Raw genomic sequence first — 17,518 nt, 5'->3', positions numbered from 1 at the left:
GTCAGGCGAGGTCGAGGAGTTGTTCGTAGAAGCCGCCGAAGCCCCGGGTGCGGTCGACGAGGTGGAGTTCGAGGATCCAGTGGGAGGTGCGGCCGGCGCGATCCGTGCGGCGCAGGGGGGAGTTGTTCTCCGGGGTGATGTAGGAGTCGGCCTTGGCGCCGTCGTTGGTCTCGTGGGGGAACTCGCCGACCAGGTGGCCGGAGTGCCAGATGCCGATGCTCCAGCCGGCTGCCGTGGCGAGGCGGTCCACCTCGGCGTACAGCTGACGGCCGGTGAGGTCCGGGTGGGCGGCGAAGAAGGCGCGGCCGGCGTCGAAGATGCGCGGCAGGTCGTTCATGAGGCGGTGCTTGTGCGGGTCGTCGCCGAAGACGTAGGTGCGGCCGAAGTCCGCCTCGTACTCCTCGAAGATCGGGCCGAAGTCGGCGAAGGCGATGTCGTCGGGGCCGATGATCCGGTCGGGCGGATTGTCCTGGTACGGCCGCAGGGTGTTGGGACCGGAGCGGATGATCCGCTTGTGCCAGTGCTTGGTGGTGCCGAACATGTCGTTGGCCAGGTCGCGGACCATGTCGCTGACCTCGCGCTCGCCGCGGCCGGGCGCCACCAGTCCGCGCTTCTCGATCTCGGCGAACAGCGCGACGGCCTTCTCCTGGGCCGCGACCAGTCCCTCGGCCCGCCGGGATTCCGGCACCTTCGGTGTCCCGTCCGCGTCCGGTCTCTCGTCTGTCACGAGGTCTTCCCTCCCGTGGTGGCGGGCGCACCGCCGCGAAGCGGCGTACCGGGGCAGCCGCCCGGGTGCGGTGCGCATTCGCAGTCGATCATCGTCCGGCCGGATGCGCCGAAGCAAGCAGATCCGCACCGCACGTCTGCGTGCCGGCATGGAGGCGGGTGGAGGTGCGGGTGGGCGCCTGCTCCCCGGTGGGCACTGTCGCTACCTCCCATTTCAGGTTGCACATCTGCCATGCAGTTTGGGTGATGAAACAGGCAATCACCAGGTGATTGTCGAATTCTTACCGCAGATGCAGGATGGGAGTGCCAAGGCTGCGGAGGTTCCGGCGGCAGTGGGGGCCATCCGCCGCTCCGGTCGTAGCACGTTCACGGGCCCCTGTGCGCCGGCGGGCACACAACCGGGAGCGCGCGGGGCCCTTGTTCTCCTGATTCCTGCTCACGAGGCGAGGTAAGGCCGATGACCACTCGAACCGAGGACGGCAGCGCCGGGGACGTCGACTACGGCGCGATCGGCTCCGGGTACTCCTCCTTCCGCCGGCCGGACGCGCGGATCGCCCGGTTCATCGCCGAGACCCTGGGCGACTGCCGGACGGTCCTCAACGTCGGCGCCGGCGCGGGGTCGTACGAGACAGCGGTGCCTGCGGTGACGGCGGTCGAGCCCTCGGAGTCGATGCGGGCCCAGCGGCCGGCGCAGCTCGCCCGGGCGATCGACGCCGTCGCGGAGGACCTGCCCTTTCCCGACGGGGCGTTCGACGGGGCGATGACGCTCTTCAGCGTGCACCAGTGGTCCGACGCCGGTGCCGGGCTGCGCGAGATGCGGCGCGTGACCCGCGGGCCGGTCGTCCTGCTCACCTGCGATCCCGCGCTGGTACGGGACTTCTGGCTGTACCGGTACGCGCCCGAGGTCCTCGACACCGAGGCCCGCCGCTATCCGCCCGTCGACCAGCTGACCGCCGCGCTGGGCGGCACCTGCACGGTCCGGCCCGTGCCCGTCCCCTTCGACTGCACGGACGGCTTCAACGAGGCGTACTACGGCCGCCCCGAGATGCTGCTCGATCCGGCGGCCCGCCAGGCCTGTTCGGCCTGGAGCTTCGTCGACGACCGCGTGCGCGAACACTTCGACACGACCTTGCGCCAGGATCTGGCGTCCGGCGCCTGGGACCGGGAATTGGGTCATCTGCGCAGGCAGCCGGCGTACGAAGGGGCACTCGTCATCGTTCGTGCGACTCCCTGAGGGGCAGCGCCGGGGGACAGCCCGGGCGGGGCGGGCCTCCGCCGGCCCCTCAGACCGTCTCGGCAGCCGTGCCCACCCCCAGAACCACCAGGACCCCGGCGGCGGTTCGCTCCATCGCCGTGTGCACGCGGGGGCGGCGCAGCCAGGTCAGCATGCGGGCCGCGAACACCGTGACCAGCGTCAGCCACACGGCGGCGACGGCGGCGTCGATGATCCCGAAGAGCAGGGTCGTGGAGAGCGCCGCGTGGCCGTCGGGGAGGAACTGCGGGACCACCGAGACGAAGAAGATGCCCACCTTGGGGTTGAGCAGGCAGCTCAACAGCCCCTGCCCAAAGGCCCGCCCGGCGGCCGGGGCCGGATCCGCCGGCCCGCCGGGCGCCTCGGGCCGGGCCGGTGCGCCGCGGCGGTGGGCCCACAGGCTCTGCACGCCGAGGAACACCAGGTAGGCGGCGCCGGCCAGGCGGACCACGGTGAACGCCGCGTCCCACCGCTGCAGCGCCGCGGCCAGCCCGACGGCGGCCGCCACCGCCCAGGCGAGCGAGCCCGCGGCGGCACCGAGCGCGGTCGCGATGCCCGGGAAGCGGCCGCCGCGCAGGCAGTTGCGCAGGACCAGGAGGGTGTCCGGGCCCGGGGCCGCCGTCACCACCAGGGCGAACAGCGAAAAACCGACGAGGGAGAGGGAAGTGGTCACGGTGGCCCCGATCCGGCGACGACAGGCGGGCGCGGAGCCGTTGCCCCGCTCCCGGCAGCCTAGAACGGACCGGATGCGCCGGGCACTCCCCTACCGCACGGCCGGGTCCTCCTCCTGGTAGGAGTGGCGCTGCTCGGCCCAGGGGTCGGCGATGTTGTGGTACCCGCGCTCCTCCCAGAAGCCGCGCCGGTCCCCGGTCATGTACTCGAGGGCGCGCAGCCACTTCGGCCCCTTGTAGCCGTAGAGGTGCGGGACGACCAGGCGGAGCGGGAAGCCGTGTTCGGCGGTGAGCGAGTTCGTCCCACGTCCAGGTGTATTTGGCGCCCGTGGCGGTGGCGCCGAAGACCTGGAGATGCCAGTTGTCGGCACGGAACCTGGGCACCGGGCCGTAGTGCGCGACGGGCCAGCCCCCGACCCTGCGCTGTCCCGGGGGAAGCGGTTCGGTCCCCACGACGCCTCACCTTCACCCTCCGCCGCTCACCGTACCGGCATGTACCAGGGCGAAGCGGCGATCGTCCTCACATCTGCGGGCCAGTGTGCCAGGTGTGCCTCGCGGATGAGTCTTTCCGCGCCCCCGGGCCACGCCGTTGTGCGCGGTGCGGAGGGGCGGGCGCCGGCGGGGACCGCGGGGCGCGGATGAGTGCCGGGCGCAAGAAGGAGATGGCTGGAGCCCCCTGGCGCGCCTGCGCTACTGCGCGCCACGCCCAGGCGGCTACTTGACTTTGGTCATCGCGATTCAGTCCCGCTTGTTGGGTATTGACTGTTCCATCCCGTTCTCTCTGGATATGCCAACGTGAACCGTTGGCGGCATGTGCTTGGAGGCGAACCATGGCCGCCCGACCACTCGTCGCGCGTCAGACCAACCAGCGACTGCGGTCCCTCATCCAGGAAGCCTCGCTGTCCAACTCCGCTCTGGCCCGCCAGGTGAACGTCCTGGGAGAGGCACAGGGCCTGGACCTGCGGTACGACAAGACGTCCGTGAGCCGGTGGCTGGGCGGTCAGCGGCCGCGCGGCAGGGTGCCCGCCATCATCGCCGAGGCACTGAGCGGCAGGCTGGGCCGCACGGTCTCGACGGAGGAGATCGGCATGGCCAACGGCAACAGCGTGACCTGCGGGGTGGGACTCCACTTCGCGGCGACCGTCGAGGACGCACTGGAGCAGGTCCGTGAACTATGGCACATGGACGCCGAATCCCGGGGGCTTTTGTCCCGTTCCGCCATGACCGCCTCGGCGTTGGTGGAGCCCAGCAGGGACTGGCTGATCAGCTCCCCCGACCCGCAGGTGGCACGCAACGGGCGGTCGGGGCCGCGGGTGGGCATGACCGATGTGGAGCTGGTCCGGGCGACCACCCAGGCGCTGGCCGAACTCGACCACCGGGTCGGCAGCGGGTATGTGCGGCCGGTGGTGGTCTCGTGCCTCAGCAGCGTGCTGTCCGGACTGATGGACGGGAGCTACGGCGAGACCACGGGGCGGCAACTGTTCGCCGCGGCCGCCCGGTTGACGGAGTTCGCCGGGTACACGGCCCTGGACACCGGGCAGGCGGGCCTGGCACAGCGCTACTACATCCAGGCGCTGCGGCTCGCGCAGGCCGCCGACGACCGCTGCTACGGCGGCTATGTGCTGGCGGCCGGCCTGAGCCGGCTCGCCGTCGGCGCCGGCTGCTCCAGGGAGGCGGTGCAGCTGGCACGGGCCGCGCAGGAAGGCACCCGGGGGCGGGCCCCGCTGGCCGCCCAGGCCCTGTTCTACGCGGCCGAGGCCCGCGGCTACGCCATGCTCGGGGACGCCCGGATGTGCAAAATACTGGCGGACAAGGCATCGGACGCGATGGCGCATGTCGTCCCGGGGGACGGCCCGGAGTGGATCGCGCACTTCGACCGCGCCTACCTGGCGGACGAACTGGCCCACTGCTACCGGGATCTCCAGCAGCCGCGTCCGGCCGCGCGCCGGGCCGAGGAAGCGCTCGCCCGGCATCCGCGGACCCGGGTGCGCCGCCGCACCCTCGATCTGCTGCTGCTCGCCTGCGTGCTGGCGCAGGCCGGCGATGTCGAGGAGGCGTGCCGGGCGGGGACGCAGGCGGTGGCGTTGCTCAGCCGGTTGCGGTCGGCGCTCGGCGAGCGGTACCTGCAGAACTTCCGGGACGAGCTGCGGCCGTACGCGGAGGCGCAGCCGGTGCGCGAGTTCGACGCCCTGGTCCAGGAGAGCGGGGTGCGGGTGCCCCGGTGACGCGGGGCCGGCGGGCCGCGCGGGGCCGCTTGTCGTACGGGTGCCGACGGCCGGGCGGTCGTCCGGTCCCGCGGGGAGGTGCGGGCCGGTGCCTGCGCGGCCGTCGGCGGCAGGGAGCCCCCGAGGGGCGGGGGGTGACGGCGGTGCGGGTTACGGCGCCATGGGGTGCGGCACGCCGGCTGCCAGCGGTATCGCCGCCCACACCGTGCAGCTGTCGTCGTCCTCGGTCCTGCGGCCCCACCACGAGGAGGAACCGGCGACCAGCGCCAGGCCGCGGCCGTGCTCCTGGGCCTGGCCGGGGCTGCGCATCAGGGGAACGGAGGCGGTGCCCCCGCGGTCGTGGACCTCGATGTGCAGCAGGCTCTCCGACCTCCATATCCGGCAGGTGACACGTCGGCCGGCGGAATACTGGACGGCATTGGTGAAGAGTTCCGACAACACGAGCAACACCGGATAACGCGTGTCGTCGTCATCGATTCCCTGTCCGTCGAGCCAGGCGCGGGCCAGGTTCCGGCAGACCGGCACCGCCCGCCGCACGGCCGGCAGACGAAATGTCACGCGCTGCGCGGAGCGCCAGCAGTCGGCGGGAATCAAGGTGTTTCTTTCCCGGGGCCAGCTCGCGATGTGCCGGGCAGTCACCATGACTTCGGCCGAATGCGTGGTGGTGGGTAACATGCGACTACCCCTTTCAGACGTGCCTCACGGACCTCGATGCCGCTCTCGCCTCATGAAGCACGGCCAGCGCCATCGCTCGAACTGTCCTGGCGGCGGCCTTCGCAGTGCGCCGCGTCGCCTCCCGGTGCCTACCGGGCCGCTTTCCGACCTTCACTTTCCCTGATAATTCAAGCAGTTCGGGAGTCCGGCCGGGAAGGCGCACAGTGCGGCGGCGGGAGCGGGCGGGGCTTTTCGCGACGCGAAATACTATGACCATAAAAAAACGGTTGCGCATTACCGATGAGAGAATTACCGGTAATGCGCGACGTGGGGCCCGAGGTGCGGCAGCAAGAATTTACCAGAAATTGCGGCAGTTCGGAATTGCGGCATCCGTTTGTGGCGGACGGGCCGGTCCCGGGCGGGCATGCGGACGCCCGGCGGGCTGGTGGGCAGTCCGCCGGGCGTCCGCGGTCCCCGAGGGCCCCGGGGCTAGTTCGCCGTCAGTTCCAGGCCCAGGTGCTCGGCGATACCGGCGGCGAGCGCGGCCAGGGTCGGGTGTTCCCAGACGAAGTTCCTCGGCAGGGAGATGCCGAAGGAGCGGTCGATGCGGACGCGCAGCTCCATCGTCAGGAGGGAGTCGAATCCCAGGGACTTCAGCGGGGTCTGCGGGTCGAGCGCGCTCTCCCCCAGCCGCAGCACGTCCCGGACGTGTCCGGCCAGATGCTCCTCCAGCGCCGCCCTTCTCGCCAGGCCGGCCGGCAGTGCGGCGAGCCGGGCGCGCATGTCGTCGGTCTCCTCCTCGGGCGGCGGGGTCCGGTCCGGCGGCGCCTGGCCCGACACCGCGCTGAAGAACGGGAGATGCCGGCCGGCGGCCGGGACCCAGGTGTCCGGCGGGCCGGGGATCACCCCGGTCTGCACCTTCCGGTGGGCCAGCAGCGTCCGCAGGGCCGCGAGGCCGTGGTCGGTGGGGATGGTGCGGTATCCGCGGCGGCTGAAGTCGGTGGCGACACCGATCTCGCCCCACGGGCCCCAGTTGACCGCGACGGTGGGCAGCCCCTGGTCGGAGCGCCACCCGGCGAACCCGTCGAGCCAGGAGTTCGCCGCCGCGTAGGCGCCCTGGCCGGGGTTGCCCAGCAGCGAGGCCATCGAGGAGAACGCCGCGAACCAGTCCAGCGGATGGTCCTGGGTGGCGTGGTGGAGATGCCAGGCGCCGACGACCTTCGGCAGCCAGACCCGTTCCAGCTGGTCGTCCTGCACATTGGTGATCACGGCGTCGTCCAGGACCATGGCGCAGTGCACCACACCGCGCAGCCGGAACCCGTCGGTCACCGCGGTGGACACCAGCCGCCGGGAAACGTCCGGGTCGGCGATGTCGCCCAGGACGACCGACACCTTCGCGGTCCTGCCGATCACCGTGGCGAGCGTCTGCGCGACATCGGGCTCCGGGGCGCTGCGGCCGTTGAGCACCACATGCCCGGCGCCGTGGGCCGCGAGCCATTTCGCCGTGGCCAGGCCCAGGCCGCGCAGTCCGCCGGTGACGATGTAGGCGCCGCCCTCCTCCACGGGCATGTCCATCTCGGGCAGCACCGCGGGCGCTTCGCCCTCGCCGGGCACGGTCAGCACCAGCTTGCCGATGTGGTCGGCGGCCGCCATGGTGCGGAAGGCCGTGGTGGCCTCCGCGAGCGGGAACTCCGTGCAGTGCAGGGGCTTGAGCCGCCCCTCCTCGAACGCGCCGAGCACCTCCTTCCACACCGCGGCGAAGGTGTCGGGACGGTTGCGGTGCAGCTCGATCAGGTCGACGGTGCTCAGGGTCACGTTGTGCCGCAGCGGCAGCATCCCCAGCGGGGCGTCCGCCATGATGTCGCGCACCCCCAGTTCCACGAACCGGCCGAAGGGGCGCAGCGTCTCCAGGCCGGTGCGGATGGCCGCGCCGGACAGCGAGTTGAGGACGACGTCGACGCCCTCGCCGTTCGTCGCCTCGCGGGTGCGTTCGCCGAACTCCAGCGTGCGGGAGTCCATGACGTGGCGGATGCCCATGCTCCGCAGGAAGCGGCGCTTGTCCTCGCTGCCGGCCGTGGCCAGCACCTCGGCGCCCAGCAGCCGGGCCACCGCGATCGCCGCCAGCCCGGTGCCGCCGGTGGCGGAGTGGATCAGCACCCGCTCCCCGGCGGCCAGCCGGGCCACCGAACGCAGCGCGTACCAGGCGGTCAGGAAGGCGATCGGCAGTCCGGCCGCGGCGACCGGTTCGATGCCGAACGGGACGGGGGCGACCGCGTCGGCGGGGAGCGTCAGGAACGACCCGAACGCTCCGCCGCGCAGATCGACGGCGATCACCTCGTCCCCGACCTGCGGCCGTTCCACCCCGGCGCCGACCGCGCTGACCACACCGGAGCACTCGAAACCGATCCGGTAGCGCACGTCCAGGTCGCCGGGGAGCAGGCCCATGGCGGTGAGCACGTCGCGGAAGTTCAGGCCGGCCGCGGTGACCCGCACCTCGACCTCACCGGGCCCCGGCGCCCGCCGGCCGGTGGCGGCGTACTCCAGGCTCGACAGGTCGCCCAGCCGGCTCGCGCGCAGCCGGAAGCCGTCCGCGCCGTACCGCACGGTGCAGGGGGTGGCGGCCCGGTCCTGTCCGTCGTCGGGCGCGGCGTGTTCCAGGCGGGCGACGTGCCGGTCGCCCGCGCGCAGGGCGACCTCGTCGTCGTCCGCGTCGGCCAGGAGCTCCAGGGCCACCTCCTCGGGGTCGGCGTCGTGCGGGTCGGCGTCCACCAGCACCGGCCGGATCTCGGGGTGTTCCAGCGCGGCGACCCGCAGCAGTCCGCGCACCGCGGTCTGCCCGAGGTCGACCTCGTCGGCCGGCAGCACCCCGCGGGCACCCCGCGTGACGACGTACAGGCGCGGGGACGAGGAGGTGGCGGCGATCGCCTGGACGGCGCCGAGCAGCCGGCGGGTGCGCCACAGGGACTGCACGGTCGGCTCCCCGCCCTGGGCGCGGCCGCACACCAGCACCACCGCGCGCGGGGTTTCGAGGGTGGCGGCCAGGCGGCCGGTGAGGGCGTCGCGGAACCCGCCGAGGGAGGTGTCGTCCAGCGCACGGTCCCAGACCACGGTGCGGGCGCAGCGGGAGCGCAGCGCGGCGGCCAGCGCCTGGGCCGAGCCGTCCGCTTCGCCGACGACCACCCAGCTCCCCGGTGCCCGGCCGCCGTCCGGCGCCGCACGGGGTGCGGAGCGCCAGGCGATGTCCAGGAGCCAGTCGTCGACCTCCGGGGTGTCGCGCTTGGCCCGCCGTGCGAAGCGCAGACCGTTGACGAGGAGGACCACGGCGCCGTTGTCGTCCAGGAGGCGCACATTGGCCACGATGGCCTCCGCGGTGATCTCGCTGACGTGCGCGTGGCAGTACACCGCGGTCGTGGGATCGCCCAGGACGCGCACCGCCTGCATGCCCACCGGCAGCACCAGCGCCGGGTCGTCCTCGTTGATCAGCGGCGCCACGGCGAGCTGGGCACACAGGTCCAGGAGCACGGGGTGGACCGGCAGGCCCGGTGGCGGGGTGCTGGCCTGGGGCGGCACCGCGACCTTGGCCCAGAAGCTGTCGTTGTGGCGGCCGGTGTGCAGGTCGAGGACGCCGGTGAACGCCGGGCCGTGCTCCAGGCCGCGCCGGCGCAGGCTCTCGTAGAGCGCGGCCGGATCCAGCGGCAGCGGGTGGCGCAGGCTCATCGCGTCGACGGATCTGGGCCGCAGGTCGGGCCGTACGCTCAGCCGGTGCAGCACGGCGTCGGCCTGCACCTCCCAGTCGCCCTGCTCGTTGCGGGCGAGGATCTCGCAGTGCGCCCGGTCCGGTGCGGTCATCGTGACGGCGGTGGAGATCTCGGTGTCCGGGCCGAGCCGCAGCAGCTGGGTGAAGTGGACGTCGGTGACCTCCACTTCGTGCGGTGCCGCGCCGAAGACCTCGCAGGCGGCCGAGAGCGCCAGCCCGCAGTGCGCCGCCCCCGGGAGGACCGCGTTGCCGTGCACCCGGTGGTCCGCGAGCCAGGGCAGTGCGTCGGTGCCGGCGTCGGCGCGCCAGCAGTGCCGGGCGGGCTCGCCGGGGAACTCGGTGTGGTGGCCGGGCAGTTGGGCCCGGGGGGCCTCGGGGGCCGGCGCGGGCGGGGCGGCGGCGTCGGCCCAGTGGTGGCGGCGGTCGAAGGTGACGGTGGGGGCGTCGACGAGGCCGCCCTCGCCGTACAGGCGCCGCCAGTCCACCGGCACGGCGGCGCAGTGCAGCGCGGCGAGTTGGGTGCGGAACGTGGCCTGCTCGTCCTCCTCGCGGCGCAGCGTGGGCAGCACCACGGGCTCCGCGACGAGTCCGGCCAGGCTCCGTTCGACGGAGTGGGTGACCACGGGGTGCGGTGAGATCTCGGTGTAGACCACGTGCCGGTCGGCGGCCGCGGCCGCCACCGCCTCGGCGAAGCGCACCGGGCGGCGCAGGTTGTCGCACCAGTAGTCGGCGTCGAAGGCCGGCGTCTCACCGGGCTCGACGACCGTCGAGTAGAACGGCACCTTGGGCGACCGCGGGTCCAGGCCGGCCAGGGCCGAGCGCAGGGCCGGCAGCACCGGGTCCACCAGCGGGCAGTGCGAGGCGACGTCCACGGCGATCGGGAAGACCGGGATCTTCCGGGCCTCCCAGGCGGCGGCCAGCCGGCTCACCTCCGTGGTCCGCCCCGCCACGACGGTGGAGTCGGGCGCGGACAGGACGGCGACCGACACGGTGTCGGCCGCGCTGTCCGCGAGTTCCGCCCGTACCGTCTGAGCGTCGAGGCCGACGCTCAGCATGCTGCCGGAGCCCGCGATGTCGCTCAGCAGTCCGGAGCGCCGGCAGATCACCCGGACCCCGTCGGCCAGCGTCAGCGCCCCGGCGACCACCGCGGCCGCGACCTCGCCCATCGAGTGCCCGATGACCGCGGCGGGTTCGACGCCGTACGAGCGCCAGGTGGCGGCGAGGGCGATCTGCAGGGCGAACAGGACCGGCTGCACGGTGCCGCAGCCGTGGACCGGCTGACCGCGCCGCACCACGTCGAGGACCGCGACCTCGCTCTGTGCCCGGATGAGTTCGTCGACCTCGGTCAGCGCGTCGAGGAAGGCCGGTTCGGTCGTGAGCAGTCCGCGCCCCATGCCGGGCCACTGGGAGCCCTGGCCGGAGAACACCCATACGGGCTGCCGCTCCACGGCGGCGCCCACGGCGCCGGTGACGACCGCCGGGTGCCGCTGCCCGGACGCGAAGGACCGCAGGGCGGCGAGGAGTTCGCGGCGGGCGGAGGCCACGACGCCGAGCCGCCCGTGCCCGGCGCAGCGGCGGAGGGCGAGGGTGTGCGCGAGGTCGCGCAGCGGCACGTTCGCGCCGTCGCCCTCCATCCAGTCCGCGAGCCGGCCGGCCGCGGCCGGCAGCACGTCGGGCGAGCCGGCCGGCACGAGGAAGACCTCGGAGGTCCCCTGGGACCGCCGGCCGGTGTCCCGGTGCCGGGCCGCCGGGCGTTCCGGGGCCTGTTCCAGCAGGACGTGGGCGTTGGTCCCCGAGAAGCCGAAGGAGGACACCGCGGCCAGCCGGGTGGGGGTCCGCAGCGGCCAGGACGACAGCTCCGTGGGGACGAAGAAGCGGGTGCCGGCCGCGGAGATGGCCGGGTTCCAGCGCCGGAAGTGCAGGTTGGCGGGGATGGTGCCGCGTTGCAGGCACAGCACGCTCTTGATCAGTCCGGTGATGCCGGCGGCCGGTTCGAGGTGCCCGACGTTGGTCTTCACGGACGTCAGGGCGCAGCGGCCGGGCCCGTTGCCGTAGACCTCGGCGAGGCTGGCGAACTCGATCGGGTCGCCCACCGGGGTGCCGGTGCCGTGGGTCTCGACCATGCCCACGTCCCGCGGGTCGACGCCGGCCTGTGCCAGGGCCTCCTGGTAGAGGGCCGCCTGCGCGGTCACCGACGGGGCGGCCAGTCCTTCGGACGAGCCGTCCTGGTTGGTGGCCGAGCCGCGCAGCACCGCGAGCACCCGGTCACCGTCCCGTACGGCGTCGGAGAGACGTTTCAGCACCACGACGCCGCAGCCCTCGCCCCGTACGAATCCGTCGGCCCCGGCGTCGAAGGTCCGGCAGCGCCCGCCGGCCGACAGCATGCCCATCCTGGCGAAGGAGCGGGTGATGCGCGGCTGGAAGCTCAGGGTGACGCCGCCGGCGAGCGCGAGGTCGCACTCCCCGGCGGTCAGCGCCCGGCGTGCCATGTGCACCGCCACCAGCGAGGAGGAGCAGGCGGTGTCCAGCGCCACGCACGGGCCCTGCAGGCCGAGCAGGTAGGAGATCCGGCCGGCGGCCACACAGTGGCCGTTGGTCAGGATCGACCCCTCCAGCTCCTGGGGCTGCCCGGCCAGCCGGTCCATGTAGTCGCTGTAGCTGATGCCGGCGAAGACGGCCGTCGGGGTGCCGTTCATCCGGTCCGGTGGCAGGCCGGCGTGTTCCAGGGCCTCCCAGGTGACTTCCAGCAGCAGGCGGTGCTGGGGGTCGAGGACGTCGGCCTCCCGGCCCGAGACGCCGAAGAAGGCGGCGTCGAAGCCGGTGACCTCGCGCAGGAAGCCGCCCTGGCGGGGGGTCGGCGCCCGGCTCCCCGGCCCCGGGGAGTCGAGGGAGTCCTCCGGGACGAGGCGCCGGCGCTCGGCGGGCAGTTCGCCCACCGCGTCCCGCTCCTCGACCAGCAGGCGCCACAGGGCCGCGGGCGAGTCGGTGTCGCCGGGCAGCCGGCATCCCATGCCGATCACGGCGATCTGCTCTGTCTCGTGGGTGGTTCGCATCTCGGCTCTCGAGCCGTGCATGTCGTTGCTCATCGGGGCTCCGTACGTGGGAGGTGATCTGCCCGTGGTCACACGGCTTCCGGACTGCCGAGGAGAATGGCGTTCTTCACGCCGCCGACCTGGTAGTTGAAGCTCAGCGCGTAGTCGAAGTCGAGCGGCCGCGGCCGCACGCCGGGGACCGGGTCGAAGGGGAGCTCCTCGGCCGGCTGCTCGCAGTTGGCGGTGGGGCAGACCTGCCCGCGCTCCATCATCATCAGCGTCATGGCGACGCCCAGGCAGCCGGCCGGTGCGCCGTTGTGGCCGAAGCAGCCTTCCTGCGACGTCACCAGCACATCGCTCTGCGGCCCGTACAGCTCCTTGATGGCGTTCGCCTCGAAGGCGGTGACGATGACGTTGCCGTCGCTGCCGCCGTGGACGTACGGCACATCGCCGATCCGCCAGCGGTCGCCGAGACAGCGGCGGACGGCGCTGACGAGTTCCGCGCCGGTCTCGTCGCAGGCGAGGGGGTTGGCCAGCCCGTCGCGGGTCATGGCGGTGGCCAGCACCTGGCCGTAGACGTGCGCGCCGCGCCGGGCGGCGTGTTCCCGGCTCTCCATGATCACGGTGGCCGCGCCCTCGCCGTGGTTGATGCAGTCCGCCCGGCGGTCGTAGGGGCGCATCAGGGAGGTGAAGGACGGCAGCAGCTCCGGCATGTCGGTCGTGCGGAGGGCGTCGTAGGTCTGCTGGGCCCCGCTCAGCAGCCGCTGGATGTTCTGGATGAGGTGGACGTTGAAGACGTCGACGCCGGTCACGACCGCGATGTCGACCTCGCCGTGGGCGATGAGCCGACGGGCGTTGCCGATCTGGACGGCGGAGGAGGCGCAGCCGCACGAGACGGTGTAGCAGGGGCCGTTGGACTGCGTCAGCGCCGCCTGCACCAGGGCGACATCGGAGGGTGTCACGGCCTGTTGTGCCGCGACGAACAATTCCATCGCGTCCGGTGCGGAGGTCTTTGCGGGATCGGCACTGAGCACCGAGAGATAACTCTCGACATTCGAGTCGACTCCCCCGCGCCCGACCAGAATCGCGGCTTCTCCCAGGGCACCTCCGCTGAATGTCAGCCCGGCGTCGGTGGTGGCCTCCGCCATCGACACCAGCCCGAACCGGTGTGCCGAGGTGTAATGCTGGGAGAAGAACGGGGGGACGTCCGGGAGGCGTTCGTCGAACATCTCCTGGGTGAGCTCGACGGAGCCGTAGTAGACCTCGTCGCGCTTGAGGCAGGACCGGCCGTTGGAGACGACGTCCCACATGTCGTCGGCGGTGAAGACCGGTTCCCTGCGACCGGGCAGGCAGAATCCGACGCCGGTCACCACCACGTCCCGGCCGCTTCGGTTTTCTTCTTTACCAGATTCTCGGTTCACGACAGGACTCCGTCCCTCACGAGGTTCCACATGGTTGTTCTCCTCTGCACATCGCTTTCTTCCTCTGGACGCACAGCGCCTATTCGGCGATTCGTGTGCGGTAACACCAGCGATAGACCGGGACCGGCTCTCCGCCCAAGTCCGCGTACTCGCCGTAGAATTCGAAACGCTCGTACCCGTTGCCCCGCAGGATCCTTATCGGATCGCTCGCGTTGTCGCGCGCGTGCTCCGGCAGGCCATTTCCCTCCGGCCCGTCGACGAGGATCACCATTTTTCGTTGCGCCATGCTGTCCTCCGGTGTTCTGTCCCAGTGGGATTTCTGGGGAGGCTTCGGATGTGGCCGGGGAACCCGGGTGCGGCTCACCGCGGGTGCGACGGCCCGGGCAGGGCCCGGGGCCGGGCCTGCCGTGGGAAGGGGCCGGGTCGCCCCGGGGCGCGGTGGAAGGGTGGCGTGGCCCGCCTCAGTGGGCCGGACGTGCCCCGTGGAGGAAGACGGGCAGGGGGGCGCCGGCGGGGCGGGGAGCCGTGTGCGGGGTGCCGCCCGGGGCCGTTGGGACTGCGGGGACGGCGGGGGCGGGATTCGGCTCCGGCGGCGCAACCTGCGTGGTGCCGTGCGGGAGCCCTGCGCGGTGCGCGCCGCCCCCGTCGCGGGGAGCATGGGGCGGGCGGCTGCGGAACGGTGCCGGGAGCCGCGCGGAGCGGCCGGGCGCGGGGAGCACATGGTCCGCGGCGGCGGGCACGGGTGGGGTGCCGGGGGCCGGGATCGTGCGGGTCGCGTCACCGGCGGACCGGGGAAGTACCTGCGATGTCGTGGTGAGGGCCGGGGTCGAGGCGCGTAGACCGCAGACCCAGCGAAGGATGGAAATGATTCGCATGACGCCCCCTGACCGAATGTGGGGGCCGATCAGCCGGTGCCGACGAATCGGCACCGGCTGACGGATCCAAAACCCTCTACCGGGGACGCCCATACGGCATCTCGGTCTGACCGCAACCAGGCGCTGGGCCGGGCCAACGGGTAGGCCAGGTGCCGCTCCCCGGAGAGGATGGGCGGCCCACCGGTTGGATGCGACTAGTTATCCATGCGGCTCGGCGAGCTACAACAGTCAACGGATAAGGCCACCCGTTCGGAGCAGCGCGAAAAGAAGGAACTCGTACCAACTTGCGCAATGGCCTGAGGAGATGCCTTTATTCGACTCATGACTGATGAAGCGTTTGATTGCTCACTGCTCCTGCTCGGTCGTGCAGGAGAACCGTGCGCCGCAGCGAGCTCGTCGCTTGTCATTCTTGTGCGTGGAACGCGACGGCAACCGACGTTCTGCCGATAGGAACCGGCAGCGACCGGGACCGACGGGACACCGGAAGTCTCTGCGGCATCGGCAAACGCCCGCGCCGCATGCGCAACTCCTCTTCCCCATAACCCAGTTGAAGAAGATTTCCATATTCTTCTGTGCGGGCGACGGAGTCGCGGGAGGCCGCCGGTACGGGGTCGCCACCGGCGCAGAGTCCGGTCCTTTTTCGTCGATCTCGGCCGGGTTGTTGTTCCCGGCCTCGGCGGACCGCGCACCAAAGCGCTCCGCCGAGGACCGCAGTTCACCGCACCGTCCACGGGCATGAAGTCCGCACGTTTCCCCCGACGCCGGTTTCACGCTCAAGAGCGAATCACATCATCCGTACCGGGCGGCCGAATAACTCCTCAGCAGACAAGGGTGATTCGATAATGAACAAAAACACGGGGTGCCGGATTCCGGAGGAGGCCGGCATCCCCGCGATGTCGCTCGCCGACTACGGGGAACGGAGATGGCCGGCGGCGATGCACGGCCTGGAGGAGTTGACCATGTCCCCCTACCAGGCCGGGTGGCGGCTGCGGGTCGTGCCCAGCATCGGGCACGTCCTCGTGCGGGACGTCACCCGCCGCGTCGTCAACCGTGCCCTGCACTGCTGGATCGCCGACGAGTGCGGCCTGTCGACGGTGAAGAACAGTCTCGCCGTCCTCGTCCGGGTCCTGGAACAGGCCGTACGGGACGGGGTGCTGGACGCCAATCCCGCGCGGGTGGCCGGCTGGCAGCAGGAGTACCAGCGTGCCCAGAGCGAACGCACCACGCCCAGGGCGCTGGCCCTGCCGGACGTGCAGGCGCTGGAGCGGCTGGCGACCACCCTCGTGCAGCGGTCCTCGGACGGCTATGCAGGATGGGGCGACATCGTCCGGTTCGCCGCCTGGACCGGTACCCGCTTCAGCGAGGTGTCCGCCCTGCAGGCCCAGGACATCGACATCAGCACCTGGACCTGGCAGGTCCAGCGCCTCACCGTGTCCGGGCCCGGGGGCCTGGACGACCGCGCCTGCCGGGGCAGGCACCAGCGGGTGGTGCCGCTGCGCCCCGCCGCGCGCGAACTGGCGGCCGCCCGGCTGGAGGCGGCGCGGCACACGCCCGTGGCCCGGCTGTTCACCGGACCGCACCGCAGGCGGTTCACCGCCGCGGTGCTGCGGGACACGACCCGCTGGGACGATGTGGTGGCCGAACTCGGGCACGAGTACCTCCGGCGCCAGGACCTGCGCCACACCGGGCTGACCTGGATGGCGGACGCCGGGCTTCCGCTGCCGTTGCTGTGCGGCGCCGCCGGGCGCCCTCCGCAGGAGGCCCGGGGGTACCTGCCGCCCGACCGGGCCGTGAGGCCGGCGGAGCGCCCCGGGGAGCCACCGGCGAGTTCGGCCCCCGCCCGTACGACGGGCGGGGGCCGAACCGCTTTCCGCCGTCCCCCCGCGGGGTGACGGCGCCGGGTGGCCCGGGCGGGTCCGGGCGGGCCGGGTGCGGCCCGCCGACCCCGGCCGGGCGCCGGACCGTCACCCGGTGGGAGGGTCCGTCACAGGTAGGTGAACGAACCGGCGTTGGCGCTGCCGGCCGCCGTCTGGACGGTGACCTGCACGGTCGATCCGACCGTGCCCGGCGGGACGGTACCGGTCAGGGACGTGCCGCCCGCGTTGACCACCACGCCGGTGGCCGGGGTGGCCCCGAAGAGCACGGTCGCCCCGAGGAGACCGGTCCCGACGATGGTGAAGGAGGCGCCCGCCGCCGCCGAGGACGGCGAGACCGTTCCGGTGACCGTCGGAGGCGCCGCCAGGTAGGTGTAGCCGCCGGGGACGGTCGCGGTGCCGCCCGGGGTCGTCACCACGACCGGGACGTTGCCCCCTGCGGGCGGTCCCGCCGGGGTGACGCCGAACAGGACGCTGCCGGAGGGGTCCGTGCCCACGACGGTGGCGGCGTTGCCCCCGATGGTGACGCTGGCGCCCTGCAGGCCGGAGCCGACGATGATGAAGGACGTGCCGCCCGCGACCGGGCCCGAGTTGGGGGTGATGACCGCGGCCGTCGGCGGGACGGGCGCCACGTACACGTACGACGCCGGGTTGCTGGTCCCGCTGCTGGTGGTGACGGTGACCTGCACGGCGCCGGCGGCGTGTGCGGGGGCCAGGACGGTCACGGTCAGCCCCAGCGGGTCCTGCCCGACGATGGTCGCCGTCGACGTCCCGAAGAGGACGCTGGTGGCGCCGCCGAGGCCGAGCCCGATCAGCTGGACGGTGTTGCCGCCCGTGGTCGGCCCCGAGTTCGGCACGACGCCGAGCAGCACCGGCCCGAAGGGCAGGGCCGGAAGGGCCGGTTGGATGGTGGGTGTGGACATGGAGTCCTCCTGCTGTGTGAGCTCGCTGCTGCCGGGCCCGCTCGTGACGGACTTGGCGCACACGCCGGGGCCCGAGCACTGGCAGCAGCCGGCCGGACAGGAGGACGG

The 17,518-nt window shown here is 72.7% G+C and carries 10 protein-coding genes and 1 pseudogene; 3 read left to right on the top strand and 8 right to left on the bottom strand.

Annotated elements, in window-relative coordinates; all coding sequences use genetic code 11:
* Position 1 precedes the first annotated feature (1 nt).
* Positions 2 to 727 (bottom strand): M24 family metallopeptidase, encoded by a 726-nt coding sequence (locus tag AB0411_RS14720; RefSeq protein ID WP_437042072.1) that lies wholly within the window; start codon positions 725 to 727, stop codon positions 2 to 4.
* A gap of 456 nt (positions 728 to 1,183) precedes the next feature.
* Here AB0411_RS14720 and AB0411_RS14715 point away from each other — a divergent pair, with 456 nt between their 5' ends.
* The gene (locus AB0411_RS14715; protein WP_366417655.1) at positions 1,184 to 1,960 is read left to right on the top strand and encodes a class I SAM-dependent methyltransferase; all 777 of its coding nucleotides are present in this window, start codon (positions 1,184 to 1,186) and stop codon (positions 1,958 to 1,960) included.
* 49 nt (positions 1,961 to 2,009) lie between these two features.
* Here AB0411_RS14715 and AB0411_RS14710 read toward each other — a convergent pair whose 3' ends face one another.
* Both AB0411_RS14710 and AB0411_RS14705 read right to left on the bottom strand, forming a co-directional pair.
* The gene (locus AB0411_RS14710; protein WP_366417654.1) at positions 2,010 to 2,651 is read right to left on the bottom strand and encodes a LysE family translocator; all 642 of its coding nucleotides are present in this window, start codon (positions 2,649 to 2,651) and stop codon (positions 2,010 to 2,012) included.
* A gap of 90 nt (positions 2,652 to 2,741) precedes the next feature.
* Positions 2,742 to 3,102 (bottom strand): annotated as a pseudogene (locus AB0411_RS14705) (molybdopterin-dependent oxidoreductase).
* A 377-nt stretch (positions 3,103 to 3,479) separates the two neighbouring features.
* Here AB0411_RS14705 and AB0411_RS14700 point away from each other — a divergent pair.
* Positions 3,480 to 4,874: a transcriptional regulator gene (locus AB0411_RS14700; RefSeq protein ID WP_366417653.1), complete on the top strand. Its 1,395-nt coding sequence runs from the start codon at positions 3,480 to 3,482 to the stop codon at positions 4,872 to 4,874.
* Positions 4,875 to 5,024: 150 nt separating this feature from the next.
* On the opposite strand, the gene AB0411_RS14695 is transcribed toward AB0411_RS14700, so the two are convergent.
* The 4 genes from AB0411_RS14695 to AB0411_RS14680 form a co-directional block, all read right to left on the bottom strand.
* Positions 5,025 to 5,549, bottom strand: a complete 525-nt coding sequence (locus AB0411_RS14695; RefSeq protein ID WP_366417652.1) for an ATP-binding protein — start codon at positions 5,547 to 5,549, stop codon at positions 5,025 to 5,027.
* Between the two features lie 468 nt (positions 5,550 to 6,017).
* Positions 6,018 to 12,371, bottom strand: coding sequence for a type I polyketide synthase (locus AB0411_RS14690; protein ID WP_366417651.1), 6,354 nt, complete (start codon positions 12,369 to 12,371; stop codon positions 6,018 to 6,020).
* Positions 12,372 to 12,406: 35 nt separating this feature from the next.
* A complete protein-coding gene (locus AB0411_RS14685; protein WP_366417650.1) occupies positions 12,407 to 13,738 on the bottom strand; it encodes a beta-ketoacyl-[acyl-carrier-protein] synthase family protein in 1,332 nt (443 codons plus the stop codon).
* A 79-nt stretch (positions 13,739 to 13,817) separates the two neighbouring features.
* A complete protein-coding gene (locus AB0411_RS14680; protein WP_366417649.1) occupies positions 13,818 to 14,024 on the bottom strand; it encodes a DUF5988 family protein in 207 nt (68 codons plus the stop codon).
* A gap of 1,431 nt (positions 14,025 to 15,455) precedes the next feature.
* Here AB0411_RS14680 and AB0411_RS14675 point away from each other — a divergent pair.
* Positions 15,456 to 16,505, top strand: a complete 1,050-nt coding sequence (locus AB0411_RS14675) for a tyrosine-type recombinase/integrase (protein ID WP_366417648.1) — start codon at positions 15,456 to 15,458, stop codon at positions 16,503 to 16,505.
* Between the two features lie 92 nt (positions 16,506 to 16,597).
* On the opposite strand, the gene AB0411_RS14670 is transcribed toward AB0411_RS14675, so the two are convergent.
* On the bottom strand, positions 16,598 to 17,410 hold the full coding sequence (locus tag AB0411_RS14670) for an IPT/TIG domain-containing protein (protein WP_366417647.1): 813 nt from the start codon (positions 17,408 to 17,410) through the stop codon (positions 16,598 to 16,600).
* Positions 17,411 to 17,518: the final 108 nt, after the last annotated feature.

Source organism: Streptomyces angustmyceticus, from assembly GCF_040701845.1.
In the GTDB taxonomy this organism is placed as follows: Bacteria; Actinomycetota; Actinomycetes; order Streptomycetales; family Streptomycetaceae; genus Streptomyces; species Streptomyces angustmyceticus_A.
Note: the sequence above shows the minus strand (reverse complement) of the source record. Positions and strands in the feature narration are given on the sequence as shown.

What these genes read in the sequence shown, in the direction of transcription:
- AB0411_RS14680 (WP_366417649.1), bottom strand. Translation starts at nt 14,024, where the DNA reads ATGGCGCAACGAAAAATGGTGATCCTCGTCGACGGGCCGGAGGGAAAT.
- AB0411_RS14695 (WP_366417652.1), bottom strand. Translation starts at nt 5,549, where the DNA reads ATGTTACCCACCACCACGCATTCGGCCGAAGTCATGGTGACTGCCCGG.
- AB0411_RS14675 (WP_366417648.1), top strand. Translation starts at nt 15,456, where the DNA reads ATGAACAAAAACACGGGGTGCCGGATTCCGGAGGAGGCCGGCATCCCC.
- AB0411_RS14690 (WP_366417651.1), bottom strand. Translation starts at nt 12,371, where the DNA reads ATGAGCAACGACATGCACGGCTCGAGAGCCGAGATGCGAACCACCCAC.
- AB0411_RS14715 (WP_366417655.1), top strand. Translation starts at nt 1,184, where the DNA reads ATGACCACTCGAACCGAGGACGGCAGCGCCGGGGACGTCGACTACGGC.
- AB0411_RS14700 (WP_366417653.1), top strand. Translation starts at nt 3,480, where the DNA reads ATGGCCGCCCGACCACTCGTCGCGCGTCAGACCAACCAGCGACTGCGG.
- AB0411_RS14670 (WP_366417647.1), bottom strand. Translation starts at nt 17,410, where the DNA reads ATGTCCACACCCACCATCCAACCGGCCCTTCCGGCCCTGCCCTTCGGG.